The sequence below is a fragment of the Microtetraspora sp. AC03309 genome (assembly GCF_020826795.1).
GTDB lineage: Bacteria > Actinomycetota > Actinomycetes > Streptosporangiales > Streptosporangiaceae > Microtetraspora > Microtetraspora glauca.
In genome coordinates, this window is the sequence record NZ_JADDIL010000034.1 from 47,668 (window position 1) to 73,901 (window position 26,234).

Consider the following 26,234-nt stretch of genomic DNA (forward strand, 5'->3'; position numbering starts at 1 on the left):
ACATATTGTGCACAGAAATACGCATCAGGAGGTCAGGTCGCGACATGATCCTCACCGTCACCCTCAACGCCGCCCTGGACGTGACGTACGAGGTGGACGGGCTGGTGCCGAACTCCAGCCACCGCGTCACCGCGGTCCACCAGCGGGCCGGAGGAAAGGGCGTCAACGTCGCCCGCGTGCTCGCCTCCCTCGGCGCCGACGTCCGCGTCACCGGTCTGGCCGGCGGCCGCACCGGAGCGGAGATCACCGACGACCTCTCCCGGGCCGGGATCCCGGCCCGCTTCGGGACGATCGAGGGCGACTCCCGGCGCACCGTCACGGTGGTGTCCGGCGACGCCACCGTGTTCAACGAGCCCGGCCCCTCGGTCACGGAGCCGGAGTGGCGGCGGTTCCGCGCCCTGTTCGTGGAGCTGTGCCGGGACGCCCGGGTCGTCGTGCTGTCGGGAAGCGTGCCGCCCGGGGTCGGCCAGGACGCCTACGCCCAGCTCATCGCCGACGCCCGACGCCACGACGTGCGCGTCCTGCTCGACGCCGACCACGAGCCGCTCCGGCTCGGGCTGGCGGCGCGACCCGACGTCGCCAAGCCGAACGCCGCCGAGCTGGCCAGGGTCGCCGGGCCGGGGCCCGTCGAGGAGGCCGCGCGGGAACTGCTCGCCGCCGGACCCGCCGCGGTGGTCGTCTCGCGCGGCGCCGACGGCCTCCTCGGGGTCACGCCCGGCGGGAGCTGGACCGTCCGCCCGCCCAGGCGGCTGTCGGGCAATCCCACCGGAGCTGGGGACGCCGTGGCCGCCGCGCTGGCCAGGGCCCTGCTCTCCCCCGGGCCGGTCGACTGGCCCGGCGCCCTCGCGGACGCGGCCGCGATGTCGGCCGCCGCCGTCCTCTCCCCCGTCGCGGGGGACATCGACCTGACCGCCTACCGCGAATTCCTGCAGGAGATCACATGCCGCTCGCCACGACCGCCTCGATAGTCGGGACCGCACCCGGCGGAGTGTGCGCGTTCAACATCATCACTCTCGAGCACGCCGAGGCCGTCGCGGCGGCGGCCGAGCGGGTCGGTACGCCGGTGATCCTCCAGATCAGCGAGAACGCCGTACGGTTCCGGCTCGGGAGGCTGGCGCCCCTCGCCGCCGCCGCGACCGCCATCGCCGCCGCCGCGGCGGTGCCGGTCGCCCTCCACCTCGACCACGTGACCGACGACGCGCTGATGTACCAGGCCGCCGACGCCGGGTTCAGCTCCGTGATGTACGACGCGTCGCTGGATCCGTACGAGATGAACGTGGCCAGGACGAGGGCCGCCGCCGAGTGGGCGCACGAGAACGGCCTGTGGCTGGAGGCCGAGCTCGGCGAGGTCGGCGGGAAGGACGGCGCGCACGCGCCGGGTGTGCGCACGGATCCCGGCGAGGCCGCCGCGTTCGTCTCCGCCACCGGCGTGGACGCCCTCGCGGTCGCGGTGGGCAGTTCGCACGCGATGACCGCGCGCGTCGCACGGCTCGACCACACGTTGATCGCGGCGCTGCGCGCGGCGCTGCCGGTGCCGCTGGTCCTGCACGGCTCCTCGGGGGTACCCGACGACGAGCTGCGCCGGGCCGTCGCGGCCGGCATGAAGAAGATCAACATCGGTACGGCGCTGAACGTCGCGTTCACCGAGGCGATCAGCAGGTCGATCGCGCAGAACCCGTCCGGCGCGGACCCCCGGCCGCGTCTCACCGCCGCCAGGGACGGCATGATCGACGCGACCGCCCACCTGCTCCGTACGGTCGCTCAGCGCAGCCAGGTGTAGCGGCGCTCCGGCCGGCCGGCGGCGCCGTACCGCAGGGACACCTCGGCGCGGCCGGTCTCGCAGAAGTATTCGAGGTAGCGGCGCGCGCTGACCCGCGAGATGCCGACCAGGACCGCGCATTCGGCGGCGGACAGCGTCCCGTCCTCACCGCGCAGGGCACGCGCGACCAGGTCCGCGGTCTCGGCGCTCATGCCCTTCGGCGGCGGGGCCGCCACCGCCGCGACGCCGCCCCGGGCCAGCACCCGGTCCACGTCGCTCTGGCCCAGGAGCGCCTCCGTGGGCACGTCCTTGCGCTGGGCGGCGTACTGCTCCAGGCGGACGCGCAGGTCCTCGATGTCGAACGGCTTCAGCAGGTAGTTGACCACGCCCTGGCGTACGGCGCCGCGGACGGCGTCGATCTCCCGCGCGGCACTGATCACCAGGACGTCGCAGTCGTGGCCGGCGGCCCGCAGCCGCGTGATGACGTCCAGGCCGAAGATGTCGGGCAGGTAGAGGTCGAGCAGGACAAGGTCGGGACGCAGTTCGGCGACGGCCGTGAGCGTCTGCTCGCCGGTGTTCGCCGTGCCCACGACGCGGAACCCGTCGACCCGGTCGACGAACCCGCGGTTGATCCGGGCCACCATGAAGTCGTCGTCGACGACCAAGACGTCGATCATCGGCGCCCCTCCGCCATCTTGGCGGCCGGGTGGCCGACGGACAGCGAGGCCGTGAACATGGCTCCCTCGGGGGTGTTGGCGACCGCGACCTCGCCGCCGCGGCGCTCGCAGACGAGCCGGGTGAGCGCAAGGCCCATGCCGCGCTCGCCGCCCTGGGCGGCCTTCGTGGTGAACCCCCTGGTGAACACCTCGTGGGCCAGTTCGGGCGCGATCCCCGGCCCGGAGTCGCGCACCACGATCTCCACGCTGGACGCGTCCTGGCGCAGCTCGACCTCCACCCACGCCTCCTTGTCCGCGTCGCCGCCCGCGTCCATCGCGGCTCCCGTGTCCGCCGCGCCCGCCGCGTCCACGGCGTTGTCGACGAGGTTGCCGACCACCGTGGCGACGTCGGCGGAGTCCGCCGGCTCCAGCCGTTCCAGCGCCGTACGCTGCGAGACCCGCAGGTGGACCTTGCGCTCCGCGGCCAGGGACGACTTCGCCATCAGCAGCGCGGCGACGGCCGTGTCCCGGACCTGGCTGGTCAGGGTCAGGTCGAGCGACTCGCGGTGGCGGCGCAGCGCGCGTACGTATCGCACCACTTCGTCATGCTCCTCGATCTGGATCAGCCCCGAGATGATGTGCAGTTGGTTGGAGAACTCGTGCGCCTGGGCGCGGAGCAGTTCGGTGGAACTGCGGAACGAGCCGAGCTCGCGTTCGAGCTGGGCCAGCTCGGTCCGGTCCCGCAGCGTCGTCACGGATCCGAGCCTGCGCCCGTCCTTGGTGACGTTCATCCGGTTCATGACCAGCACCCGGCCGCGCCGTACGACGACCTCGTCCCGGGCCTCGGTCTCGTCGCCGGTGCCGGCCAGCACGTCGTGCAGCCGGCCCTCGATCCGCAGGTCGGCCAGGCTCATCCCGACACAGTGGTCCGGGAGGTCGAGCAGCTTGCGGCCGACCTCGTTGACCAGGGTGAGCCGCAGCTGCGGGTCGAGCGCGATCACCCCCTCGGCGATGCCGTACAGCATGGCCTCCCGGTGCTCGGCGAGGCCGGCGATCTCGCGCGGCTCCAGGCCGAGGGTCTGGTGCTTGATCCGGCGGGCCAGCAGCCACGACCCGATCAGCCCGAGCGCGCTCGCGATGCCGAGATAGGTGAGCAGGTACGAGGACGCGCCCACCAACCGTTCCCAGACCGTCGGCGACGCCCGGCCGATCATCACGGTGCCGAGGTGATGGCCGAGGTTGTCGGGGCCGGCCCCGAGCACGGGGACCTGGGCCACCAGCTCACGGGTGGACCCCACGCCGAGCTCCCCGGACCAGCCGCGCGCGTGGGCGACGCCGGGGTCTCCGTACGGCAGCCGCGTTCCCACCAGTCGGGGATTCGACGAGCTGATGATCTTGCCGTCGAGGTTCGCCACCGTCACCGAGGTGACGCCGGACTGGGTGAGCGTGGTCTGGACCAGCGGGGCGAGCATCTCTCCGGGTGCCGGCCGGTCGATCTGGATGCGCACCAGCGGGGTGCTGGCCATCTGCTCGGCCAGCGCGGTCACCCGCCGTCCCTCGACGCGGTCGAACGTCGCCTTCGACTGGGCCACGGAGACGGCGCCGACCGCGACCAGGACGACCACGATGATGGCGAGTTGGAGCGCCAATAGCTCGCCCGCCAGGGTGTGCCGGCGGAATATCACGACCACAATGAACTCAATCTTCGCTGGTGACACAAGGCAGACGGGATGCGGCCCGGTCGCCACAATCATGGCGCTGGGATGCCGCAAAACGAAAGAGACGGACCTGTGAGAACTCGATTCACCGCACTTCTCAGCGCCGTGACCGGCGTCGTGATGCTCGCGGCGACCGCCTGTGGCGCCACCGCGCAGAAGGACGAGACCACCGCCGCGGGCGCGGCCGGAGCGCCCGTCGCCGGCCTGCGCCTCATGGTCCCCAACACCCCCGGCGGAGGGTACGACACCACGGCCAGGACCGTGGCGAAGGTGATGGAGGACGCCAAGATCGCCTCCGGTGTGCAGGTGTTCAACCTGCCCGGCGCGGGCGGCACGGTCGGCCTCCAGCGCACGGTGAACGAGAAGGGCAACGGCAAGCTCGCCATGCAGATGGGGCTCGGCGTGGTCGGCGCCTCCTACACCTCGAAGTCGCAGGCGACCCTGACCCAGACGACCCCGATCGCCAAGCTGATCGAGGAGGCCGGCGCCATCGTGGTGCCCAAGGACTCCCCGTACCAGACGATCAACGATCTCGTCACCGCGTGGAAGAAGAACCCCAAGGGGCTGGCGGTCGGCGGCGGATCGCTGCCCGGCGGCCCGGACCACCTCCTGCCGATGCAACTCGCCAAGCAGGTCGGCATCGACCCCAAGGAGGTCAACTTCATCTCCTACGACGGCGGTGGAGAGCTGCTGCCGGCGATCCTCGGCAACAAGATCGCCTTCGGCGCCAGCGGGTACAGCGAGTTCCTCGACCAGGTCCAGGCCGGCCAGATCCGGGTGCTCGCGGTGACCAGCGAGGAGCCGGTCGAGGTGATCAAGGACGTCCCGACGATGAAGTCCGCCGGCATCGACTTCGTCTTCACGAACTGGCGCGGCATCGTCGCGCCGCCCGGCATCAGCGACGCGGACAAGAAGGTGTGGATCGACGCGCTGACCACGATGCACGGCTCTGACCTCTGGAAGGGCGAGCTGGTCAAGCGCGGCTGGACCGACGCCTTCGTCACCGGCGACCAGTTCACCGCCTTCCTCGCGGAGCAGGACAAGCTGGTCGCGGAGATCCTGACGCAGCTCGGGCTGGCATGAGCGTAAGGACAGACGAGCGGAACGGCGACGTGGACGCTCAGCCGTCAGGGGCCGGGGATCGCGCGCAGTACGGCGTGTGCGTGTTCCTCGCCCTGACGGGCGCCCTGGTGATCGTCGACGCGACCGGTATCGCGCACCTGACGAGCAGCAACGATCCCATCGGGCCCCGCCCGGTGCCGATGATCCTGGGCGTGCTGCTCCTCGTGGTCGCCGTGATCTACGCGATCGACGTCGCGCGTGGAGGCCGCGGCGAGCCCGAGGGCGGCGAGGACGTCGACCTGTCCAGCCGGATCGACTGGCGTACGGTGCTGCTGCTGATCGGCGCCTTCGCCGTGAACGCGGTGCTGATCGACTGGCTCGGCTGGGTGATCAGCGGGACCCTCCTGTTCTGGGGGTCGGCGTTCGCCCTGGGCAACCGGCACTACGTCCGCAATCTGGCGATCGCGCTGACGCTGTCGCTGGTCACCTTCTACGGGTTCGCCATCGGGCTCGGGGTCAACCTCCCGGCCGGCGTCCTGCAAGGAATCCTCTGATGGACAACCTGTTCCACCTGCTCGAGGGGTTCGCGAACGTCGTCACCCCGATGAACCTGCTGCTCTCCCTGGTCGGCGTCACCGTCGGCACGGCGGTCGGCGTGCTGCCGGGCATCGGCCCGGCGATGACCGTGGCGCTGCTGCTGCCCGTGACGTACGGGATGAACCCGACGCAGGCGTTCATCCTGTTCGCCGGCATCTTCTACGGCGGCATGTACGGCGGGTCCACCACCTCGATCCTGCTGAACACCCCGGGCGAGTCGTCCTCGGTCGTCACCGCCGTCGAGGGCAACAAGATGGCGAAGGCCGGGCGGGCGGCGCAGGCGCTCGCGACCGCGGCGATCGGCTCGTTCGTGGCGGGGACGATCGGCACGCTGCTCCTCGTGTTCGTCACCCCCGTGGTGGTGACGTTCGCGATCGACCTCGGCGCGCCGGACTACTTCGCGATCATGATCCTGGCCTTCATCGCGGTCACCGCGGTGCTCGGCACCTCGCGCGTGCGCGGTTTCGCCTCGCTGCTGATCGGCCTGGTGATCGGCCTGGTGGGCATCGACGCGGTGAGCGGGCAGCAGCGGCTCACGTTCGGCCTCCCGCAGCTCGCCGACGGCATCGACGTGGTCATCGTGGCCGTCGGGATCTTCGCCGTCGGCGAGGCCCTGTGGGTGGCCGCGCACCTTCGCGGGAGGCCGGGAGAGGTGATCCCGGTCGGCCGGCCGTGGATGGGCCGCGACGACTGGAAACGGTCGTGGAAGCCGTGGCTGCGCGGCACCGCGTACGGGTTCCCGTTCGGGGCGCTTCCCGCGGGCGGCGCGGAGATCCCCACCTTCCTGTCGTACGCGACGGAGCGGAAGCTGACCAGGCACCCGGAGCAGTTCGGCAAGGGGGCGATCGAGGGCGTCGCGGGCCCGGAGGCGGCGAACAACGCGTCCGCGGCGGGCACGCTCGTGCCGATGCTGGCCATCGGCCTGCCGACGAACGCGACCGCCGCGGTCATGCTGGCGGCGTTCCAGTCGTACGGTATCCAGCCGGGGCCGCTGCTGTTCGAGCGCGAGTCCACGCTGGTCTGGACGCTGATCGCCAGCCTGTTCATCGGCAACCTGCTGCTGCTCGTCCTGAATCTGCCGCTCGCCCCCGCCTGGGCGAGGCTGCTGCGGATCCCCCGGCCCTACCTGTACGCGGGGATCCTGTTCTTCGCGACGATGGGCGCCTACGCGGTGAACGCCCAGCCGCTCGACCTGCTGCTGCTCCTGCTGCTCGGACTGCTCGGGTTCGGCATGCGCAGGTTCGGCCTGCCGGTGCTGCCCCTCATCGTCGGGGTCATCCTCGGCCCGCGCGCCGAGCTCCAGGGCAGGCGCTCGCTCCAGCTCTCGGGAGGCGACCTGTCCGGGCTGATGGGCGGGCCCGTCTCCTATGTGATCTACACCGTCATTGTGATCCTGCTGGCCTGGCCGCTGATCCAGCGGTACGCGCCGCACCTGAGGAGGACGCGATCGTGACCGTTCTGGTCGGATACATCCCTTCGCCCGAGGGCGAGGCCGCACTGCACGCGGCGACCGACGAGGCCCGCAGGCGCGGGGAGCCGCTGCTGGTCGTGAACGCGTCACGGGGCGACGCCTACGTCGACCCGAGGTTCGCGCAGCTGGACGACCTGGACCGGGTCCGCCGCGACCTGACCGAGGCGGGGGTCATCTTCGGCGTGCACCAGGTGGTCGGCGAGCGCGACGCCACCGAGGAGATCATCGATCTGGCCGCGTCGGAGGGGGTGTCCCTGCTCGTGATCGGGCTCCGGCATCGCAACCCCTTGGGGAAACTGATCATGGGCTCGGCGGCGCAGCGGATCCTCCTGGAAGCGGCCTGCCCGATACTGGCGGTGAAGGCCGCCTGAATCCCCGGAATCCCGGTACGCCATCATCGGATGGTCCGGCCCGGACACCGGCAGGACGCTCATGACGCACACGGAACGGCGAGCACCCACGCGATCAGATGGAACGTGAATCCCGACGACGACGGCACCGTACGGCCGTTCTGCTGGCCCACGCCCTGGGCACGCAGATCGTCACCTTCGTGCTGCGCCCGACCATGTCCTATCGCGCGATCGAACTCGACGTCCCGGCGGTCTGGCTCGGCGTCCTGAGCGCGAGTTTCGCCATCGCCCCGCTGGTGCTGGCCATCCCGGCGGGGCACGCGGCCGACCGGGTCGGTGAACGCCGGGTGGCCCTGGCGGGCGCCGTCCTGCTCGTGTGCTCAAGCCTGGTGTTCCTGCTGCTCGGCCACAACGTGGCGGGCCTGGTCTTCGGGGGCGTGCTGCTCGGGACCGGCCACCTCGGCTGCGTCGTCGGGCAGCAGGCCCTGGTGGCCAACACCACGGAGAGCGGCCGTTTCGACACCGCATTCGGGCACTACACGTTCGCGGCGTCGCTGGGGCAGGCGGCCGGGCCGGTCCTGATCACGGCCTTCGGCGGTTCCCGGGCGATCCCCGACACGGGGGCCATCTTCCTGGTGGTCCTGTTCCTCACCGCGGGCCTCGCGGGGTTGTCGGCGTTCCTGACCGGCAGCCCTCGAGCCGCGGCCCGCGAGGACGCCGGGGAGGCCGGGATCCGCTCGCTGATCCGCCTGCCCGGCCTCGTCAACGCGCTCGCGACCAGCTGCGTCGTCCTGGCCGCCGTCGACATCACCCTCGTCTACCTGCCCGCGCTGGGCGCGGAGCGGGGTCTCGCGTCGAGCACGGTCGGCCTGCTGCTGACCGTACGCGGCGTGGCGTCGATGGGCTCCCGCCTGTTCCTCGGCCGCCTGTCCCGGGCGTTCGGGCGCCGCAGGCTCCTGGTCACCAGCACCATCGCGGCGGCGCTGGCGCTGCTCGCCACCCCGTTGCCCGTGCCGGTCTGGGCGCTCGCCGGGCTCCTCGTCGCCGCCGGTTTCGGGCTGGGCGTCGGGCAACCACTGACCATGTCCTGGCTGGCCGAGTCCGCTCCCCCTGGGCTGAGAGGGCGGGCGATGTCCCTGCGCCTCGTCGGCAACCGTACCGGCCAGGTGCTGATCCCCAGCGCGGCCGGGCTGGTGGCGGCCGGCCTCGGCGCGGGCGGGGTGCTGTGGATCACCGCGCTCAGCCTCGGCTGGGCCGGAGTGGCGGCGCGGCGCCTCCCCGTGGACGGCTGACGGTCATGGTGCGGGCGAGCGGCGCCCTCACAGCGTCAGCCGCCGCTGCGTCTGGGTACGCCACTCGAGCAGCACCACGGTGGCGTCGTCCTGGAGCCGCCCGTCCTGGTGTCTCAGGATCGACTGGATCAACCGGCGCAGGGTCTCCGGGGGCGTCAGCCCGCTCGCCTCATGGCGGATGACGAAGTCGGTGAAGCGCCGCAGGCCGAACAGCTCCCCCTCGGGGCTCTGGGCCTCGATGATGCCGTCGGTGTAGAGCAGCAGCCGGTCACCGGGTTCGAGGTGGTAGGTGGCGACATTCGCGGCCTGGCCCAGTCCGAGGCCCATCGGCGACGACGGCGGGGTGTCGAGGCTGATGGTCGTGCGGTTGTCGCGGATGACCAGCGGCGGGTGGTGGCCCCGGTTGATCCAGGTGAGCCGGCCGGTGGTCGTGTCCAGGGCGGCCAGGACGCCCGTGGCGAAGCGGGACCGGGCGAACTGCTCGTCGATCGCCTGGTCGATCGCCTCGCTCACTTCGAGCAGGTCCGCGCCCTCGCGGCGGCGGTTGCGGTAGCAACCGATGGCGATGGTGGCGGTCAGCCCGGCGGCGGTGTCATGGCCCATGGCGTCGAAGATCGACACGTGCATGGTGTCGCCGTTCAGCGCGTAGTCGAAGGCGTCCCCGCCCATCTCGTACGCCGGTTCCAGCACCGCGCTGACCACCACCCTCTCGTTCGCGAAGGTCCTGGCCGGCATCAGGTTCCAGAGCACTTCGGCGGAGAGGTTCATCGGCCTGGTCCGGGCCAGGATCGCGTACGAGTCGCTGGCGCCCTTCTTTCCCTCCACCAGGAAGGCGACCAGCGACGCCAGGTAACGGGCCCGCCAGCCGGTCGTCGCGGTGAGCTCGGGCACGGTGACCGCCATCACGCCGAGCCGCTCCGTGCCGTCGAGCAACGGCAGCCACAACCGCTGCGGACGGTCCTCCACCGAGGGCTCCACGGGTTCGGCGGAGGACGGGTGTGTGGCCGGTCTGACCCGGACGACCTCCACGTTGCGGAAGGCCCGACCGGCCATGGTGGCGTCGATGCGGATGCGTTCGAGCGGGTCGCCCGCCTCGTCGCGCTGGCCGGGGAGCGGCACGAGGAACCGCTGCTGCAGATCGACCACGTAGATCATCGTCTGGGAGAGGTCCCAGACGGCCGCGTGCACGGCGACCAGCGCCGACAGGTCCTCTATCGAGGTCAGATGGGCGGCGTGGACCAGCCCGCCCAGCATCTCCTCATCCTTGGTCAGCACGCGCACGCTCCCTGGGTGTCCACCGTCCCCCTCCCCCTACCCCGTGGCGCGGGTTCCTAGTTTGACCTGGGGAAACGAGGGCAGCGGCGGCATGAAGAGAGCGGGCCGGACAGGAGGAAGGCGATGACGAACATCTGGACACCGGGAAGCCGGTACCCGCGCGGTGGCGATCTGGACTGGCTGCCCCCGCTGGCCCAGTCCCCAGACGCCGAGGGCGATCCCGAGGACGGCCCCTGGAAGGGCTGGTACGTACCGGGCGCCGACTCGTCCGACGACGTGGAGGAACCCTCCGAGGAATAGGCCGCCACGCGGGCACCCCTGCTCAGGCGGTCAGGGCGTGGCCCGGTTCGCCAGGTCGAGCGCGATGTCCACGATCATGTCCTCCTGGCCGCCGACCATCCGGCGGCGGCCCACCTCGGTGAGGATCGCGCGGGTGTCCACGCCGTAGCGGGCCGAGGCCGCCTCGGCGTGCCGCAGGAAGCTGGAGTACACCCCGGCGTACCCGAGCGTCAGCGTCTCCCTGTCCACCCGTACCGGACGGTCCTGAAGCGGCCTGACGAGATCGTCGGCGGCGTCCATCAGCGCGTAAAGGTCACAGCCGTGCTCCCAGCCCATCAGGTCGGCGACGGCCACGAACACCTCCAGCGGCGCGTTGCCCGCGCCCGCCCCCATCCCCGCCAGCGAGGCGTCGACACGATGGCAGCCGTTCTCCACCGCGACGACCGAGTTGGCCACACCCAGGCTCAGGTTGTGGTGGGCGTGGACACCGATCTCGGTTTCCGGTCGCAGCGCGTCACGGTAGGCCCGGATACGGTCGCGCACGCCGTCCATGGTCAAGCCGCCGCCCGAGTCGGTGACATAGACGCAGTGCGCGCCGTATGACTCCATCAGCCTGGCCTGCCCGGCCAGCACATCGGGGTCGGCCATGTGGGACATCATCAGGAAGCCCGCCACGTCCATCCCCAGCTCGCGGGCGGTGGCGATGTGCTGGGCCGCGATGTCGGCCTCGGTGCAGTGCGTGGCGATCCGCACGGAGGTGACCCCGAGGGCGTGCGCCCGGCGGAGGTCCTTGACCGTGCCGATGCCGGGCAGCAGCAGCGTGGTCAGCTTCGCGTGCCGTACGGCTCCCGCCACGGCCTCGATCCACTCCTCGTCCGTGTGCGCGCCCGGGCCGTAGTTGAAGCTGCCTCCGGCGAGGCCGTCGCCGTGCGACACCTCGATGGCGGCCACTCCAGCGGCGTCGAGCGCCCTGGCGATCTCCACGGCCTGGTCGAGGGTGTAGCGGTGCCGGATGGCGTGCATGCCGTCCCGCAACGTCACATCCTGCACGTAGATCCTGGTCATGCGGCCACTCCCGTCCCCAGTTCGGCGAGCCGCTCCGCCGTACGCAGGGCGGCCGAGGTCATGATGTCGAGGTTTCCCGCGTACGCGGGGAGATAGTGGGCGGCACCCTCCACCTCAAGGAACACGGTCACCTTCGTACCGCCCCTGCTTCCCGGTGCCAGCGTCCACACCGGCTCGTCCCGGCCGATCGAGCTGAACTGGACCTTCTGCTTGAGCCGGTATCCGGGGACGTACTCGCGCACGCGCGCGACCATGTCCTCCACGGCTCCCGCCACCGCCGCCTCGTCGCAGTCGTCGACCAGGCAGTAGACGGTGTCCCGCATGATCAGGGGCGGCTCGGCGGGATTGAGGACGATGACCGCCTTGCCGCGCTCCGCGCCGCCGACCTGCTCGATGGCGGCCGCGGTGGTCTCGGTGAACTCGTCGATGTTCGCCCTGGTCCCCGGCCCCGCCGACTTCGAGGCGATGGAGGCGACGATCTCGGCATAGCGGACCGGCGTCCGCGAGGACACCGCCGCCACGATGGGGATCGTGGCCTGCCCGCCGCAGGTCACCATGTTCAGGTTGGGCGCCGCCAGGTGCTGGTCGAGGTTGACCAACGGCACCACGTAGGGGCCGATGGCCGCGGGGGTCAGGTCGATGACCCGCTTGCCGTACCCCTGGACGACGGCGGCGTTGTGCCGGTGCGCCCCGGCCGAGGTGGCGTCGAGGACGATGTCCACGTCATCGAACTCCGGCAGCCGCACCAGCCCGTCGACACCCTCGGCGGTGACGGCGAGCCCGCGCCTGCGCGCCCTGGCCAGGCCGTCGGACGCGGGGTCGATGCCGGCCATGGCCACGACCTCGATCTTCTTCGACAACAACGCCTTGAACATGAGGTCGGTCCCGATGTTGCCCGACCCGATGATCGCGATTTTCACTGGTCCTTCACCGCTTTCCTCTCATTCCTGCTTCATGATCCGAAGACCGCGGTCACGGAGCCGACGCCCTCGACGCGCGCCTCGAACACGTCCGCGCGCTCGACGGGCACCACCGGCCCGAGCGCGCCGGTCAGCACGATGTCACCGGCCCGCAGCGGGAAGTCCGTACGGCCGAGGGTGTCGGCGAGCCAGACCGCCGCGTTGAGAGGGTGGCCCAGGCAGGCGGCTCCCGAGCCGGTGGAGACCTCCTGGCCGTTCCTGGTCATGCTCATCGTCGCCGTCTTCAGGTCCAGTCCCGTGAGAGCCACGGGGGTGTTCCCGAGGACGAAGCCTCCGCTGGAGGCGTTGTCCGCGATCGTGTCGGCCAGGGTGATGTCCCAGTCCGCGATCCTGGAGTCCACGATCTCGATGGCCGGGAGCACGAACTCGACCGCCCGCATCACGTCGGCCACCGTGAACGGGCCGCCGCGGAGGTCCGCGTCGATCACCAGCGCGATCTCCGCCTCCGCGCGGGGCTGGAGGAAACGGCCGTACGGGATGGGCAGCCCGTCGGGGTGCCACATGTCGGCGAACAGCACGCCGAAGTCGGGCTGGTCGATGCCGAACTGCCGTTGCACCGCCGGGTTCGTGATGCCGATCTTCCGGCCGACCAGACGGCGTCCGTCGGCCAGCGCCCGCCGCGTGTTGATCTCCTGTACGGCGTAGCCGTCGGCGGCCGTGCTGATCAGATCCCGGACGGGAGCGCACGGCCTGCCCGATGCCGCGGCCGAAAGGAGCCGGTCGGCCGCCTGGCCGTGAACTGGCACGGCATCAGATCTTTCATCGTTCATCGGTTGCTCCTGCTTGGTCGTGTGATGTCGGCTCGACAGAGCCCGGTTCCGTATGCCGGAACCCGTGAGTAGCGGATGCGGTCACACTCCGGCGATAACCTCACCGGTTCCGGATCTCGGATCGCAGCTCAATGCTCCTGCCACTGGTCATATGGGTACCGGTTCACGACAACCATGGGCAACAATGGTTCCGTGACACGGAACCAGGATCGACTCTCGATGCTGGAGAAGACGTGGCTGGTGCTGGACGCGTTCCGCCCCACGGGAGGCCCGCTCCGCCTGATCGACGTCGCCCAGCGCTGCCATCTGGCCAAGTCCACGGCCTTCCGGCTGCTCGCCGACCTGACCGCGCTCGGGGTCGTCACGCGCAGGAACGACCGCTACTACCTCGGCCGGCGCCTGTTCGAGCTGGGCAGCATCGTCCCTCTCGAACGCGACCTGCGGCATGCCGCGCTGCCGTTCATGCACGACCTCTACGAGGCCACCCGGGAGACGATCCACCTCGGCGTACGCGACGGGCTGGACGTGGTGTACGTGGAGAAGATCCGCGGCCACGAGTCGCTCGCCCTGCCCTCCGCCGTCGGCGGGCGATTGCCGCTCACCTGCACCGGTGTGGGAAAGGCGCTGCTGGCCTACTCCGGCCAGGACCTTCTCGACGAGGTGCTCTCCCGGCCGCTGCGCAGGCTCACCCCGCGCTCGATCGTGGACCCGGAGCGTCTCGACGAGGAGATCGGGCAGATCCATATCCAGGGGCTGGCCCACGAACGCGAGGAGTCGCAGATCGGGAGCGCGTGCATCGCGGCGCCGATCTTCAAGGACGCGGCGGTCGTGGCCGCGTTGTCGGTCTCGGTCCCGGTGGCCCGCTTCCACCCCGCCAGGCTGGCCCCGGCCGTGAAGACCGCCGCGCTGGGCATCTCACGGGCACTGACCCGGTCCATCTGAGACCGGCACCCGCCCTCCGGGAACCGCTGTCGACGACTCCGCACCGGCTGTCATCAGCCCGACGTCGAGGACTCGCTCAGCTCGAAGTCCCACGCCTCGTCCGACTTCATGTACGTCGAGTGCCCGGAGCGGAACCCGGGCGGCTACTGCGGCATCGGAGGCAGGGGCGTCGCATGCCCGATCGGCCTCACCTCCGGCGAGGCGTGGACCTGCGGTAACTGACTGATCCTGGTCCGTGGTGGCCCGGCTTGCCGGTGACGATCAAGGGCCAGAGCTGTCTCCAGCCAATCAGGATGTATATCAGAATACGTTCTGACTATGATTGAGATATGAGCGCGAGCCACGCAGAGTCGGTGACGTTCTCAGACTTGTCGAGGAACCCGCGAGCGGTCGCGGAGCGGGCGACACGGCTGGGGCGGGTACGTGTCACTCATCGGGATGCACCGGACTTCTATCTGACGGCCGCGGACCGCGAGGAGCAGCGAGACCGGACGCTCGCGACGGCGTCCCGCTTGTTCCTCGCGCTTCTCAAACACGATCCGACGGCCAGGACGTTGGCTATCGCGATGCCTGAGGTCTTCCCCTGGGTCCGCCACCTCACCACGGACGAAATACGGAACTTTACGTTCGAACTGGTCGAAGCTCTGTCTGACGCCGCAGAGTTGGACTTGGACAACAGGGCCGAAGAAGTGATCGCGGGCTGGCGGGCGACGGCTCGGATCAAGGCGGACCCAGCGGAGTACGCGGACGCGCGTAAGCCTACGAGCGGAGACTTCGGACCGGTTGAGGTCTCTGTATGAGTCCCAAACGAGGGGATCGTGTCACCGTTCCCCCCTCTTGACGATGAGTGGGACGTTCGCTTCGCCACCGGTGATGCGGCAAGGGGGTGGGAGGAACTGTGCAGGCACGCCCTGGCCAACGCACGGCGCTGTCTTGAAGCCTTGCGCACGGATCCACGCTCGCGCACCGATCACGAGCGCCAGCATCGTCTCCGTGGCGACCTCGCGATTCACCGCCACAACGGTAAGGATCTCGAACAGTGGGAGTTCGAGGTCACAAGTGGAGGTCGCGTCCGGTACGTCATCGACGACGGGATGTGTACCGTGTGGCTGATCTACGCCTCGCCCCGCCATCCGAAGGACACGGATGCGTGATCCGTTACTTGCCGATCCATCGCCCGAAGTGAACCGCTACCAGTAGCGGTCTCCGTCATGGTCCGAGATCTCCGAAGGCATCAGGAGATGCTGCCATCCTGGCGCCTCATTCCCATGGTGCGCTACATACCGCGACCTGGGGTAATCACACAAACACTCTGGGTAGCCGAGATGGGGAAGGTGACTCTGGCACCACTGAGGAGGAAGCATGTCCGAACGAGCGACACCGCGACATGGAAGTGTGAGCAACCCGCGGTCCAGGGCCGATATCCACCTCTCAGCCTGGCAGGCCGCCGCGCTGGAGGCGGGGAAGTTCTTCCCGGCTCTGCAGGCCGGCCTGCATGACCCCTACGCCCCCGACGACGTCGCCAACAACACACCTCCCGTCGACGGCAGGATCGCGAGCGCCGGTCTCGACTTCGCCTCCGCACTCGACGAGCCACGGGCGGACTGGACCAAGCACGCGGCGCGCGCCGGCCAGGAACTCGAGATCACCTGGCACATGCACGCGCCGCACAAGACCCGCCGATGGAACTACTTCCTCACGACCAGCAGCTGGGATCCGAAGAAGCCCCTGGCGCGGGCGCAGTTCGACCACACTCCGATCGCGACGATCCAGAACGCGGCTCAGCCGTACTGGGCGCACGACGACCTCATCCCGAGCAACCCGACCGTCCATCGCGTCCGCCTGCCCGAGGAGCACAGGGGCTACCACGTACTCCTGGCGGTATGGGAGATCGCCGACACCGGCAACGCCTTCTACCAGGTCATCGACCTCGACCTCAGCTAGCCCGCACCGGGGCCCCGATCGGCGCCCGCTCCCGGCGAGACACGACAGCCGGTAGAGCGCCTCGCCCTCCCAGAGACCACCGTAGGTGTCCCCGGGAGTTCGGAGGTCCCCATCACGACGCGAAGGGCGCCCGGTGGCCGGGCGCCCTTCGCTCGCAGAGGGGCAGACCGCGGCGTGCGCGCCGCCGGGCTGCTCCTCTCCGTCGATCTCGCGCAGACGTGTTGGAGTGGGCCAGGGCCTGGTGTCGGAGACCAAGGCGGGCAGCCTCTCCTGGATGTTGTCGGCGCTCGGCCGGCCGGAGGACGTCGGCGAGGTGCTCCCGTACGGAACGGTGATCGGCACGGGCAACGCGGTGTGCCTGTGGGACATGCGGGGGCGGCAGTGACGGACACGGTGAACGAGGGCGGGAAGACCGGAACCTTGCGCCTCGGCCGGTGTGACCCCTGCGGGAGAGCCCGGCGGCGGCAGGAGGTCGTCCCCCACGGATGCGTCGAGAGTGCCGAGGGTGCCGCACGGCGAGGCCGGAGACCGTACACCGTGAGGAGCAGGCGGTCAGCGGGGGCGCAGGAAGTCGCCGATGGCCGCCTGGGCCTCGGGCGAGGCGATCACGTCGACCTGGTTGGCGATCTCCGCCTCCAGCGCCTCCGCCAGGTCGCTGTCCCAGGCGGCGCCGAGCAGCTTCTTGGACCCGGCCAGCGCCTTCGGCGAGAACCCGCGGAGCCGGTCGGTGAGCGCCGTGACCTCCGCGTCCAGCCGCTCCGGCGGGACGACCGTGTTGATCATCCCCCACACCAGAGCGGTCGCCGCGTCGAGGGAGTCGCCGAGGAGTGCCAGCCGGCGTGCTCTCCTGTCTCCCACCAGCCTGGGCAGCAGCCAGCTGGCCCCGCTGTCCAGCGACAGCCCGCGCCGTACGAACAGCTGGAGGAAGCGGGACCGGTCGCTGGCCACCACGAAGTCGCACGCCAGCGCGAGGTTCGCGCCCGAGCCGGCCGCGACTCCGTCGACCATCGCCACGGTGGGGAACGGCGCCTCGTGCACGGCCAGGACGCACCGGTTCGAGACCCGCATCCTGTCAGGCAGCGCGTCGAGGTCGTCCAGGAGGCCGCCGACGTCCGATCCGCCGCAGAACGCGCCGCCCGCCCCGGCGATCACCACCACGCGCGTCTCCGGATCCGCCGACAGCTCGGCCAGCGTCGCGTCCAGGGTGCTCCACATCGCGTCGGTCATGGCGTTGAGCTTGTCCGGACGGTTCAGGGTGATCGTCACGACGCCGTCCCGCGTTTCGCGGTCGACGCGGCCGTCCCGGTCGGCACGGTCGTCCCGGTCGGCACGGTCGTCCCGGTCGGCGCTCATCCGCGGTCACCCCGCGCCGGGGAGTCGATGGACCTTCCGATGATCTCCTTCATGATCTCGTTGGTGCCGGCGTAGATGGTCTGCACCCGCGCGTCCAGGAACGCCCGGGCGACGGGGTACTCCTGCATGAACCCGTAACCGCCGTGCAGTTGCAGGCAGCGGTTGACCACGTCCTGCTGCAGTTCGGTGGTCCACCACTTGGCCTTGGCCGCGTCCTCGGCCTCGACCTCGCCGGCCAGGTGGCGGCGGACGAGGTGGTCGACGTACACCTGGGCGACCTCGGTGGCCGTGGTCAGCTCGGCGAGGACGAACTTGGTGTTCTGGAAGGAGGAGAGCCGGCTGCCGAAGGCCGTGCGCTCACGGCAGTAGGCGATCGTCCAGTCGAGGACGGCGCGCGCGCCGCTGATCGCCGAGACCGACAGCGCCAGCCGCTCCTGCGCCAGGTTCCTCATCAGCGTGGTGAAGCCGGTCCCCGGCTCGCCGAGCAGGTTCGCCGCGGGCACGCGCGCGTCGTCGAAGAACAGCTCCGCCGTGTCCTGGCTGTGCAGGCCGATCTTGCGCAGGCGGCGCCCCCGGGTGAAGCCGGGTGTGCCCTCCTCCACCACGAGCAGGCTGATCCCCCGGTGGCGCTGCTCGGGGTCGGTCTTGACGGCCACCACGACGAGGTCGGAGTTCAGACCGTTGGTGACGAACGTCTTCGACCCGTTGACCACGTAGTGATCGTCGTCGGGCGTCGCGGTCGTGCGGATGGACGCCAGATCCGACCCCGCACCGGGCTCGGTCATGGAGATCGCGCCCATCGTCTCGCCGGTGACCATGCCCGGCAGCCAGCGGGCCCGCTGCTCGTGCGTGGTCGCCGTGAGCAGGTACGGCAGCACGATGTCGTTGTGCAGCGTGATGCACATGCCCGAGCCGATGACGTTGGCCCGTTGCAGCTCCTCCGAGATGATCACGTTGTAGCGGAAGTCCGGCTCGCCCATGCCGCCGTACTCCTCCGGCACCGCCATGCCGAGGAAGCCCTTCTCCCCGGCTGCGCGGAACATCTCCTTGTCGACCCGGCCCTCGGCCTCCCACTTCTCGTGGTACGGCTCGATCTCCGCCCGCACGAACGCCCGGAAACTGTCGCGGAACGCCTCGTGGGTCTCGTCGAACAGGTCACGACGCACGGCCATCACTCCTCCTTCTCATCGCCCGCTCACCGTGTCTGATTCACCGTGCGGTCCAGCCGCCGTCCACGGCGATGGTCTGCCCGGTGATGAAGGCCCCGCCGGGACCGGCGAGCAGCAACAACACGCCGTCGAGTTCCTCCGGACGGCCCGGACGGCCCATCGGGGTGTTGCGCCTGATCCACCGGCTCGCGCTCTCGTCGGCCAGCATCCGCTCGGTCAGCTCGCTGGGGAACCAGCCCGGCGCGATCGCGTTGACCCGGACCCCGTCGCGGGCCCATTCGCAGGCCAGATGCCGGGTGAGGCTGATCACGGCGCCCTTGGCCGCGCCGTACGCCGCCTGGGTGACGGGCGCCGACCCGACCAGGCCGAGGATCGACGCGATGTTGACGACGGATCCGCCCCCGCGCGCCGACATCGACCTTCCCGCGAGCGCGCTGAGCCGGAACAGCGCGGTCAGGTCGATGTCGAGCGTCTCGCGGAACGACTCCACCGGATGCTCGTACGCGGGCAGCGGATCGGCCCATCCGGCGTTGTTGACCAGGATGTCCACCCCGCCGAGCTCGTCGGCGCGGGCGATCAGCGCCGTGCGGTCGTCCTCGCCGGTGACGTCGCACCGGTGCGGCACGATCCCTTCCTGCCCGGCGGCGAGGTCGTCGAGCCGGTCCACTCGCCGTGCGGCGGCCACCACGGTCGCCCCGGCGCGGGCCAGGACCAGGGCGAACCGGCGCCCCAGCCCGCTCGACGCGCCGGTGACGACCGCGACCTTGCCGCTCAGGTCGATGACGTGGGCGACCCCGGTCACGACACCCTCTCGATGATCGTGGCGTTGGCCATGCCGCCGCCCTCGCACATCGTCTGCAGGCCGTACCGGCCGCCGGTGCGCTCGAGCTCGTGCAGCAGCGTGGTCATCAGCCGGGTGCCGGAGGCGCCGAGCGGGTGCCCGAGGGCGATGGCGCCGCCGTTGACGTTGACCCTGGCGGGGTCGGCGCCCACCTCCCGCTGCCAGGCGAGCACGACCGAGGCGAAGGCCTCGTTGACCTCGAAGAGGTCGATGTCGCCGACGCTCATCCCGGCCCGGTCGAGGATCCGCCGGGTCGCCGGGATCGGGCCGGTCAGCATCTCGACCGGATCGGAGCCGACGACGGTCATGTGCCGGATCACCGCGCGCGGGCGCAGGCCGAGGGCGCGCGCCTTCTCCGCGCTCATGACGAGGACGGCGGACGCCCCGTCGGCGATCTGCGACGAGTTGCCGGCCGTGATCCTGCCTTCGGGATGGAAGGCGGGCTTGAGCCCGGCCAGCGCCTCGGCCGAGGTCTCCCGGACGCACTCGTCGGCGGTCAGGGTGCCGCCCGGCTCGGTCACCTCGCCGGTCTCGCGGTCGCGCAGCCTGCGCGGCACGGGGACGATCTCCCGGTCGAACCGGCCCTCGGCCCGCGCCGCCGCCGCGCGCCGCTGGCTGAGCAGGCCGTAGGCGTCGAGCTCCTCCCTGCCGATGTCCCACCGCTCCGCCACCAGGTCGGACGCGAGACCCTGCGGCACGAGCCCGCAGGTGCCGTACACCTCGCGGTCCGCGTAGCGGGCACGCGCCACCTCTCCGTACACGGCGAGGATGTCGCCGTCGGGGGCGTTGGAGAACATCGGGACGGTCGACATGCACTCGATGCCGGCGGCGACCACCACGTCACACGATCCGGCCATGATCGCCTGGGCGGCGAAGTGGACCGCCTGCTGCGAGGAGCCACACTGGCGGTCGATGGTGGTGCCGGGGACGGTCTCCGGCCAGCCGGCCGCGAGGACGGTGGTGCGGGCGATGTTCGTGCTCTGCAGGCCGTTCTGGGTGACGCACCCCATGATCACGTCGTCGACGACGGCGGGATCGAGGCCGGTCCTCTCCTGGAGCGCGGAGAGCGTCCTGGCGGCGAGTTCGGCCGGGTGCCAGCCGGACAAGGACCCGTGCCGCCTGCCCGTGGCCGTGCGCACCGCCTCGACGATGACTGCTTCCGACATGGGAATCCTCTCTGGTCGCGTCCGGGTGCGGGCCGCGACAGGTCGATCGGGAGAATCGGGGGTCAGATCCGCGCGGCGAATCCGCGTTCGGCCAGCCACCCGGAGATCACTCCGATGGCCTCGCCGAGCATCGGCCGCTGGTCCGGCCCCGCGTAGTAGTGCGTGGCGCCCTTGACCACGTGCAGCGTCCGGTCCGGGTGGCCGACCGCCTCGAAGAGGCGCCGGGTGTGGCTCGGGGTGCACGCGTCGTCGGCGCTGTTGCCGATCACCAGCGCGGGGACGCGCAGGTCCTCGGCGCACCGGACGCCGTCGCCGTTGGCGTCGTCGTAGCTCCACTGCGACAGCCAGCTCCGCAGCGTGCAGAAACGCGCCAGCCCGACCGGGCCGTTGTTGACCAGGCGCGGGTCGCCCAGGTAGCACCGGCCGGGGACCCGGTCGTTGGGGTCGATCGCGGGGTCGAGCCAGCGCGGGTCGGCCATCGTCCCGTGCACGACGAACGCGCGCTCCTCGAACTCGCGGCCGGAGGCGCGCAGATCGTCGAGCCGCTGCCTGACCCACGCGGTGATCGTGCGGTTGCGGGCGATCTGCGCCGCGCGGTACCGCTCGACGAACTCCGCGGTGTACGGGGGACGGTTCGGGTTCTCCGGGTCGTAGAGGTCGAGCTCCGGATCGCGGACGTCCGGGTCGGACTCGTCCAGGATCGACGCGTCCAGCCATTCGGTCATGGTCCCGTGCCGGCTGACGTGCGCGGCGAGCAGCATGATCCCGTCGGCGGGGGTCAGGCCGGACCTGGTGAGGTCCAGCGGGTCGCCCGCGGGGGTGGCCGTGATGGTCGGGTGCTGCGCCTGCTGCTGGTAGAACAGCGACAGCGCGCCGCCGCCGCTCCATCCGGCCAGCACGACCTTGGCGTAGCCGAGCCGCTCGCGGGCGTCGCGGACGCAGGCCCCGAGGTCCTGGACCACCTTCTCCATGATCAGCGCGCTGTCGACGCCCCGGTAACGGCTGCCGCAGTAGATGACGTGGTGTCCGGCGCGGGCCAGGCTGTTCATCATCGGCAGGTAGGCCCCGCCCCCGATGGGGTGCATGAACACGATGACGGTGTCCGACTCCACGCCGCGCGGCCGTAGCAGGTAGCTCTCCAGGGCGACGATCTCGCTCGGCCCGCCGTACGTGTCCCGGTAGGGGGACTCGTCGTCGAACACCACGAGGTACGGGATGCGGTCGTAGCCGAACGTCGTGTCCGTGGTCATGCCTCCACCTCCGGTTCCGCGGCGGCCGCCGCGAGCACGGCCTCGCTGGGCACCAGCCGCCGCCGTGTGTCGACCGCGATGATCTTCCATTCGACCCGGGTGTCCCGGTCGAAGCGGCGCCGGGACCGCTCACGGGCCTTCTCGGGCGCGCCGTGGTGCACGCCCTGCGGCGCGTGCGAGATGAGGCCGGGCGGCATGTCGATCCCGAAGACGCTTCCCCCGTGGTAGAAGGCGATCTCGTCGTAGTCGACGTTGCGGTGGTACCAGGGGAACCGTTCGGTGCCCGGGACGCTCTCTGCCGGCCTCGGCAGGAAGTTCATGACGTACACACCCGTGGCCTGCATGAACAGGTGGACGGTGGGCGGCAGGTGCACGCTCTCCGAGGTGAGCACGTCGTAGTCGTCGATGTTGAAGGTGAACGGGAAGTTGTCTCCCCGCCAGCCCTCCGCGTCGCACGGGTCGTGCGGGTAGTAGATCGAGGTGTGCTGCCCGGAGTGGTACAGCCGGACCTCGTACTCGTCGCGCCCGTCGTCCTCCACGACGGCGGCCTCGGGGGTCACGACGAGCCCGCCGTCGAAGGGGAAGTGCCGGCCGAGGACGCCGGCCTCCGGGACGCGGAACTCCTCCACCGCCTCGACGACCAGCACGCGGGATCCGCCGTCGTCAGGGATCTGCCGGTACGTGGTCGCCTTGGGGATGTAGACGTAGTCGCCCGGCCGGTACGCGAGCGTGCCGAACTCGGTGACGAAGCTCCCCGTACCGCTGTGCACGAAGTGCAGCTCGTCACCGTCCACGTTGCGCACGTAGAACGGCGGCGCCTCGGTCCGCGCGCTCAGCGAGATCCGGCAGTCGGCGTTGCTGAAGAGGAGCAGCGACTCGCCGGCGGGATCGTCCCTGTCCGTGGGCGTCAGCGCGTCCACGCTGACGTCTACGGGGGCCAGCGGCCCTTCGCTGCGGTACCGGGTCGGGTCGTGCCGCCGGTAGAGATGCGCGGTTCGGCCGGTGAATCCGGCGCGTCCCAGCTCGTCGTCCTTGAGGCCGTCGAGGTCGGCGTGGATCCTCCGGGGTGTGGTCCCTCTGCGGAACGGGACGAATGACTCCATTGCCTTCTTCTCCTGTCTCCGTCCGATGGTGGTCCGGCGACGGTCGCGTCAGCGCGACGCGGTCGCCGCCAGCCGATCGTTGAGCGGACCGGGATCGACGTACTCCTCGATCCGGTGGATGTGCCGGTCGTCGCAGAAGACGCGCAGCATCGCGGGCATGCGCAGCCCGGCGCACCCGCCGCCGAGCTCGACGACGTGCTGCTGCACGAATCCGTCGTCGAGCAGGATCCGGCGCACGTCCACGTACCGCAGCGGACCGGCCTTCCTGTCCAGCCAGGAGAGCAGCCGCATGCTCTGCTCGCGCGTCTGCTCGATGTCGTCGTAGTTGTGCCAGACGACGGCGTCCGGGCTGTAGAGGGACGCGAGCACCGCCGTGTCCCCGCGCGAGACGGCGTCGAAGAACCGGTCCGCGGTCTCGGCGATCCCGCTCACTTCTTCCCGCCCGCGAAGTTGAGCGCGAGCCCCGGCCTCGGCCACTCGACCTTCAGCAGCTTTCCGGTGCTGGACGCGGTGATGTACGCGGTCCGCATGCCGGGGCCGCCCCAGCAGATGTTGGTGATGCCCGGGTCGCCGTCGGTGTCGATCTCGACGAAGTCCACCAGGTCGCCCTTGGGGCTCACCACGGAGATCCCGGCGTGGATCATCGACGCCACGCAGACGTTGCCGCCCGCCTCGACGCCGAGCGAGTCGAAGTTGGTGTAGTCGGCCGCCGTGTAGAGGAAGTTGCCGCCGCCGGAGCCGCCGAGCGACTTTCCGCCCGTGATCCGCCCCGGCCCGGTCACGTCCCACCACCAGACCCGCGCCGTGTACGTCTCGCTGACGTAGAGGCGCTTTCCGTCGGGCGAGAGGCCGATGCCGTTGGGGCCTTCCATGCCGCCGGCGATCTGCTTGATCGACTTTCCGTCGGGGGTGGCGTAGAACAGCCGTCCCTTGTCGCCGGTGGCGCCGTCGCTCTTGCCGTGGTCGGTGAAGTAGAACCCGCCCGCGGAGTCGAAGACCAGGTCGTTCGGGCCGCGCAGGTCATGGCCGTCGGCGGCGGTGTAGAGGGTCTCCACCGCGCCGGTCTTCAGGTCGACGGCCTGGATGCTGCCGGACGTGTAGTCGGCCGGGATGCCGCCGGCGAAGACGAAGCCGCCGACGTCGAAGGCGTACATGCCGCCGTTGTTGGCGACGTAGACGCGCCCGTCGGGGCCGAGCGCCGCGCCGTTGGGCCCGCCGCCCAGTTCGGCCACCACCGAGGTCGTGCCGTCCGGGGTGATCCGGGTCAGCGTCTTGCGGTGGATCTCGACGACGAGCACGTCACCGTTGGGGAGCGCGACCGGGCCCTCGGGGAACTTCAGTCCGGTGGCGAGCGTGGTGATCTTCACTTTCTTTCCCTTCCCGGGGTTCTTTCCCTTGTCCTGACGGCCGCCGTCCTCACGGCCGCCGGGGAGGGCCGCCGCGGCGGCGGTGCCGCCGGCCGAGCCCAGCACCGCGATGCCCGCGGCCGCCACTCCCACCCCGCGGATCAGCCATCGGCGGGAGAGCCGCGGCCGCGGCTGTTCATGACTCTCAGGCACGGATGCGCCGGTACTCATGTCTGGTCACCTCCTGTGTCCGGACCTCACTTCGCGGTGCCGTACCGCTCGCGGAGGTCGTTCTTGCGGATCTTTCCGCTGACCGTCTTCGGCAGGGAGTCCACGAAGATCACTTCACGCGGCCGCTTGTAGGAGGCGAGCCTGCTCGTGCACTGGCCCACGACGTCGTCCGCCGACACCTCGTGGCCCTCCCTGCGGACGACGACGACGGCGACCTTCTCGCCCCAGACCGGATCGGGCAGGCCGATGACCGCCGCCTCGGCGACGCCCGGGTGCTCGTAGACGGCGTTCTCGACCTCGCTGGAGTAGACGTTCTCGCCACCGGAGATGATCATGTCCTTGGCGCGGTCGACGATATAGAGGAACCCCTCCCCGTCGCGCCTGGCGAGGTCGCCGGTGTGGAACCAGCCGCCGGCGAACGCCTGCTCGGTCGCCTCCGGATTCCCGAAGTAGCCGACCGTGACCTGGTCGCCCTGGACCACGATCTCCCCGACCTCTCCGTCGGCGCAGTCCTCGCCTGCCGAGTTCACCACGCGTACGTCGACGAGCGACATGGGCTTCCCGACCGCGTCGAGCAGGTGCTCCTCGCCGTTCGCGGCGCGGATGTGCGCCTCCTTGTCGAGGGTCAGGATGTTCCCGCCGAGCTCGGTCATCCCCATCCCGGCGTAGACGACCGACCCGAACCTCTCGATGGTCCGGCGCAACACGTCGGCCGGGATCTTGGAGGCGCCGTAGCCCATCCATTCGAGGCTGCCGAGGTCGTAGTCCCAGATCTTCGGGTGGGCCAGCAGCATCGACATCATGGTCGGCGCGAACCCGCCGCTGGTGACCCGGTGCTCCTGGACCAGCCGCATCCACAGTTCCGGGTCCCAGCCGGACATCATCAGCACCGACCCGCCGTAGAACTGGTGCGTCGGCGTGAGATATCCGGCGACGTGGCACAGCGGCATGGCGTTGAGGAACCGGGTCCGCGGCGTCGGGTCGTACTCCAGGACCGACTGGATCATCGCGGTGGTGAGGTTGCGGTGAGTGAGCTGCGCCCCCTTCGGGAAGCCGGTCGTCCCGCTGGTGTAGAGCAGCCAGGCGACGTCGTCGGCGCCGACGGGCACCTCGGGTACGGCGGCGGAGGCGGCGCCGACCAGGTCGTCGTACGTCCGGAAGCCCGGCGCGGGGTCCCCGATGACGATGACGTGCTCCAGCGCGTCGATCTCGCCCAGGTGGTCGGCGATCGCCTCAAGGTAGGGCCGCGCGACGAGCAGGACGCGGGCGCCGGAGTCGTTGAGGATCCACACCCATTCCTTCGGGTGCAGACGGTAGTTGAGCATGGTCAGCGCCATCCCCGCGGAGGGGACGCCGTAGTACGCCTCGACGTACTCGGGGCTGTTCTCGGACAGGATCGCCACGCGGTCACCGGGCGCGGCGACGCCCAGCAGCGCGTTGGCGAGGCGCGTCGCGCGCTCGTACAGCTCGGCGTAGGTCCGCGCTCCCGAGCCGTCGACCATGAGCAGGGCGTTCCTGTCGGGAGTGCGCCGCGCGTTGCGGCGCAACACATCACTGACGAGCATGTCGTTCTCCTTCGGCGGGGGGGTTCGGGTCTCGACGGGCGATCGGACGG

Annotated in this window: 28 protein-coding genes; 13 read left to right on the forward strand and 15 right to left on the reverse strand. The window is 70.6% G+C overall.

The features are described 5' to 3' along the window. The first annotated feature begins 44 nt into the window (after positions 1–44). Both IMZ11_RS21105 and IMZ11_RS21110 read left to right on the forward strand, forming a co-directional pair. A complete protein-coding gene (locus tag IMZ11_RS21105) occupies positions 45–968 on the forward strand; it encodes a 1-phosphofructokinase family hexose kinase (protein ID WP_228644045.1) in 924 nt (307 codons plus the stop codon). After that, positions 941–1,780 carry a class II fructose-bisphosphate aldolase gene (locus IMZ11_RS21110; RefSeq protein ID WP_228644047.1) on the forward strand — a complete coding sequence of 280 codons (840 nt, stop codon included), beginning with the start codon at positions 941–943 and terminating at the stop codon, positions 1,778–1,780. The genes IMZ11_RS21105 and IMZ11_RS21110 overlap by 28 nt, the downstream gene beginning before the upstream one ends. Here the strand turns inward: IMZ11_RS21110 and IMZ11_RS21115 are convergent. Further along, entirely contained in the window at positions 1,762–2,436 is a 675-nt protein-coding gene (locus IMZ11_RS21115; RefSeq protein ID WP_228644049.1) for a response regulator, read from the reverse strand. The genes IMZ11_RS21110 and IMZ11_RS21115 overlap by 19 nt on opposite strands. Continuing rightward, a complete protein-coding gene (locus IMZ11_RS21120) occupies positions 2,433–4,106 on the reverse strand; it encodes an ATP-binding protein (protein ID WP_228644051.1) in 1,674 nt (557 codons plus the stop codon). Before IMZ11_RS21120 ends, IMZ11_RS21115 begins: the two co-directional genes overlap by 4 nt. A gap of 99 nt (positions 4,107–4,205) precedes the next feature. Here IMZ11_RS21120 and IMZ11_RS21125 point away from each other — a divergent pair, with 99 nt between their 5' ends. The 5 genes from IMZ11_RS21125 to IMZ11_RS21145 all read left to right on the forward strand — a co-directional run bounded on the left by IMZ11_RS21125 (position 4,206) and on the right by IMZ11_RS21145 (position 8,905). Continuing rightward, positions 4,206–5,216, forward strand: coding sequence for a tripartite tricarboxylate transporter substrate binding protein (locus tag IMZ11_RS21125; RefSeq protein WP_228644054.1), 1,011 nt, complete (start codon positions 4,206–4,208; stop codon positions 5,214–5,216). Next, on the forward strand, positions 5,213–5,749 hold the full coding sequence (locus IMZ11_RS21130; protein WP_228644056.1) for a tripartite tricarboxylate transporter TctB family protein: 537 nt from the start codon (positions 5,213–5,215) through the stop codon (positions 5,747–5,749). The genes IMZ11_RS21125 and IMZ11_RS21130 overlap by 4 nt, the downstream gene beginning before the upstream one ends. Next, the gene (locus IMZ11_RS21135; protein ID WP_228644058.1) at positions 5,749–7,245 is read left to right on the forward strand and encodes a tripartite tricarboxylate transporter permease; all 1,497 of its coding nucleotides are present in this window, start codon (positions 5,749–5,751) and stop codon (positions 7,243–7,245) included. The genes IMZ11_RS21130 and IMZ11_RS21135 overlap by 1 nt, the downstream gene beginning before the upstream one ends. After that, a complete protein-coding gene (locus IMZ11_RS21140) occupies positions 7,242–7,634 on the forward strand; it encodes a universal stress protein (protein ID WP_061257818.1) in 393 nt (130 codons plus the stop codon). The genes IMZ11_RS21135 and IMZ11_RS21140 overlap by 4 nt, the downstream gene beginning before the upstream one ends. 98 nt (positions 7,635–7,732) lie before the next feature. Continuing rightward, the gene (locus tag IMZ11_RS21145) at positions 7,733–8,905 is read left to right on the forward strand and encodes an MFS transporter (protein ID WP_228644060.1); all 1,173 of its coding nucleotides are present in this window, start codon (positions 7,733–7,735) and stop codon (positions 8,903–8,905) included. A gap of 27 nt (positions 8,906–8,932) precedes the next feature. Here IMZ11_RS21145 and IMZ11_RS21150 read toward each other — a convergent pair whose 3' ends face one another. Continuing rightward, a complete protein-coding gene (locus tag IMZ11_RS21150; protein ID WP_228644062.1) occupies positions 8,933–10,180 on the reverse strand; it encodes a PP2C family protein-serine/threonine phosphatase in 1,248 nt (415 codons plus the stop codon). A 123-nt stretch (positions 10,181–10,303) separates the two neighbouring features. On the opposite strand from IMZ11_RS21150, the gene IMZ11_RS21155 reads away from it, so the two are divergent. Further along, positions 10,304–10,480 (forward strand): hypothetical protein, encoded by a 177-nt coding sequence (locus IMZ11_RS21155; RefSeq protein WP_228644064.1) that lies wholly within the window; start codon positions 10,304–10,306, stop codon positions 10,478–10,480. A gap of 30 nt (positions 10,481–10,510) precedes the next feature. Here IMZ11_RS21155 and dmpG read toward each other — a convergent pair whose 3' ends face one another. Genes dmpG through IMZ11_RS21170 form a run of 3 tightly spaced genes read right to left on the reverse strand, consistent with a single transcriptional unit; the run spans position 10,511 to position 13,274 of the window. Further along, positions 10,511–11,524 carry a 4-hydroxy-2-oxovalerate aldolase gene (gene dmpG, locus IMZ11_RS21160; RefSeq protein ID WP_228644066.1) on the reverse strand — a complete coding sequence of 338 codons (1,014 nt, stop codon included), beginning with the start codon at positions 11,522–11,524 and terminating at the stop codon, positions 10,511–10,513. Beyond that, a complete protein-coding gene (locus IMZ11_RS21165) occupies positions 11,521–12,444 on the reverse strand; it encodes an acetaldehyde dehydrogenase (acetylating) (protein ID WP_228644068.1) in 924 nt (307 codons plus the stop codon). The genes dmpG and IMZ11_RS21165 overlap by 4 nt, the downstream gene beginning before the upstream one ends. 32 nt (positions 12,445–12,476) lie before the next feature. Continuing rightward, a complete protein-coding gene (locus IMZ11_RS21170; RefSeq protein ID WP_228644072.1) occupies positions 12,477–13,274 on the reverse strand; it encodes a 2-keto-4-pentenoate hydratase in 798 nt (265 codons plus the stop codon). A gap of 192 nt (positions 13,275–13,466) precedes the next feature. On the opposite strand from IMZ11_RS21170, the gene IMZ11_RS21175 reads away from it, so the two are divergent. The 5 genes from IMZ11_RS21175 (at position 13,467) to IMZ11_RS21195 (ending at position 16,545) form a co-directional block, all read left to right on the forward strand. Next, positions 13,467–14,216, forward strand: coding sequence for an IclR family transcriptional regulator (locus tag IMZ11_RS21175; RefSeq protein ID WP_228644074.1), 750 nt, complete (start codon positions 13,467–13,469; stop codon positions 14,214–14,216). A 329-nt stretch (positions 14,217–14,545) separates the two neighbouring features. Continuing rightward, positions 14,546–15,016 (forward strand): hypothetical protein, encoded by a 471-nt coding sequence (locus tag IMZ11_RS21180; protein WP_228644076.1) that lies wholly within the window; start codon positions 14,546–14,548, stop codon positions 15,014–15,016. 18 nt (positions 15,017–15,034) lie between these two features. Then, positions 15,035–15,370, forward strand: a complete 336-nt coding sequence (locus IMZ11_RS21185) for a hypothetical protein (RefSeq protein WP_228644078.1) — start codon at positions 15,035–15,037, stop codon at positions 15,368–15,370. 241 nt (positions 15,371–15,611) lie between these two features. After that, positions 15,612–16,160 (forward strand): lytic polysaccharide monooxygenase, encoded by a 549-nt coding sequence (locus IMZ11_RS21190; protein ID WP_308066827.1) that lies wholly within the window; start codon positions 15,612–15,614, stop codon positions 16,158–16,160. Positions 16,161–16,401: 241 nt separating this feature from the next. After that, positions 16,402–16,545 (forward strand): hypothetical protein, encoded by a 144-nt coding sequence (locus tag IMZ11_RS21195; RefSeq protein WP_228644083.1) that lies wholly within the window; start codon positions 16,402–16,404, stop codon positions 16,543–16,545. Positions 16,546–16,712: 167 nt separating this feature from the next. Here IMZ11_RS21195 and IMZ11_RS21200 read toward each other — a convergent pair whose 3' ends face one another. From IMZ11_RS21200 to IMZ11_RS21240, 9 genes are all read right to left on the reverse strand, one after another. Then, positions 16,713–17,513: an enoyl-CoA hydratase/isomerase family protein gene (locus IMZ11_RS21200; RefSeq protein ID WP_228644085.1), complete on the reverse strand. Its 801-nt coding sequence runs from the start codon at positions 17,511–17,513 to the stop codon at positions 16,713–16,715. Beyond that, positions 17,510–18,679 (reverse strand): acyl-CoA dehydrogenase family protein, encoded by a 1,170-nt coding sequence (locus IMZ11_RS21205; RefSeq protein ID WP_308066828.1) that lies wholly within the window; start codon positions 18,677–18,679, stop codon positions 17,510–17,512. Before IMZ11_RS21205 ends, IMZ11_RS21200 begins: the two co-directional genes overlap by 4 nt. Before the next feature lie 43 nt (positions 18,680–18,722). Further along, positions 18,723–19,484 carry an SDR family NAD(P)-dependent oxidoreductase gene (locus IMZ11_RS21210; RefSeq protein WP_228644089.1) on the reverse strand — a complete coding sequence of 254 codons (762 nt, stop codon included), beginning with the start codon at positions 19,482–19,484 and terminating at the stop codon, positions 18,723–18,725. Then, the gene (locus IMZ11_RS21215; RefSeq protein ID WP_228644091.1) at positions 19,481–20,689 is read right to left on the reverse strand and encodes an acetyl-CoA C-acyltransferase; all 1,209 of its coding nucleotides are present in this window, start codon (positions 20,687–20,689) and stop codon (positions 19,481–19,483) included. The genes IMZ11_RS21210 and IMZ11_RS21215 overlap by 4 nt, the downstream gene beginning before the upstream one ends. A gap of 62 nt (positions 20,690–20,751) precedes the next feature. Further along, positions 20,752–21,939 (reverse strand): alpha/beta hydrolase, encoded by a 1,188-nt coding sequence (locus IMZ11_RS21220; RefSeq protein ID WP_228644093.1) that lies wholly within the window; start codon positions 21,937–21,939, stop codon positions 20,752–20,754. Then, entirely contained in the window at positions 21,936–23,042 is a 1,107-nt protein-coding gene (locus IMZ11_RS21225; protein WP_228644094.1) for a homogentisate 1,2-dioxygenase, read from the reverse strand. The genes IMZ11_RS21220 and IMZ11_RS21225 overlap by 4 nt, the downstream gene beginning before the upstream one ends. A 48-nt stretch (positions 23,043–23,090) precedes the next feature. Further along, the gene (locus IMZ11_RS21230; protein WP_228644095.1) at positions 23,091–23,474 is read right to left on the reverse strand and encodes a nuclear transport factor 2 family protein; all 384 of its coding nucleotides are present in this window, start codon (positions 23,472–23,474) and stop codon (positions 23,091–23,093) included. Next, positions 23,471–24,619 carry an SMP-30/gluconolactonase/LRE family protein gene (locus tag IMZ11_RS21235; RefSeq protein ID WP_228644097.1) on the reverse strand — a complete coding sequence of 383 codons (1,149 nt, stop codon included), beginning with the start codon at positions 24,617–24,619 and terminating at the stop codon, positions 23,471–23,473. The genes IMZ11_RS21230 and IMZ11_RS21235 overlap by 4 nt, the downstream gene beginning before the upstream one ends. 26 nt (positions 24,620–24,645) lie before the next feature. After that, positions 24,646–26,184, reverse strand: coding sequence for a class I adenylate-forming enzyme family protein (locus IMZ11_RS21240; RefSeq protein WP_228644099.1), 1,539 nt, complete (start codon positions 26,182–26,184; stop codon positions 24,646–24,648). Positions 26,185–26,234: the final 50 nt, after the last annotated feature.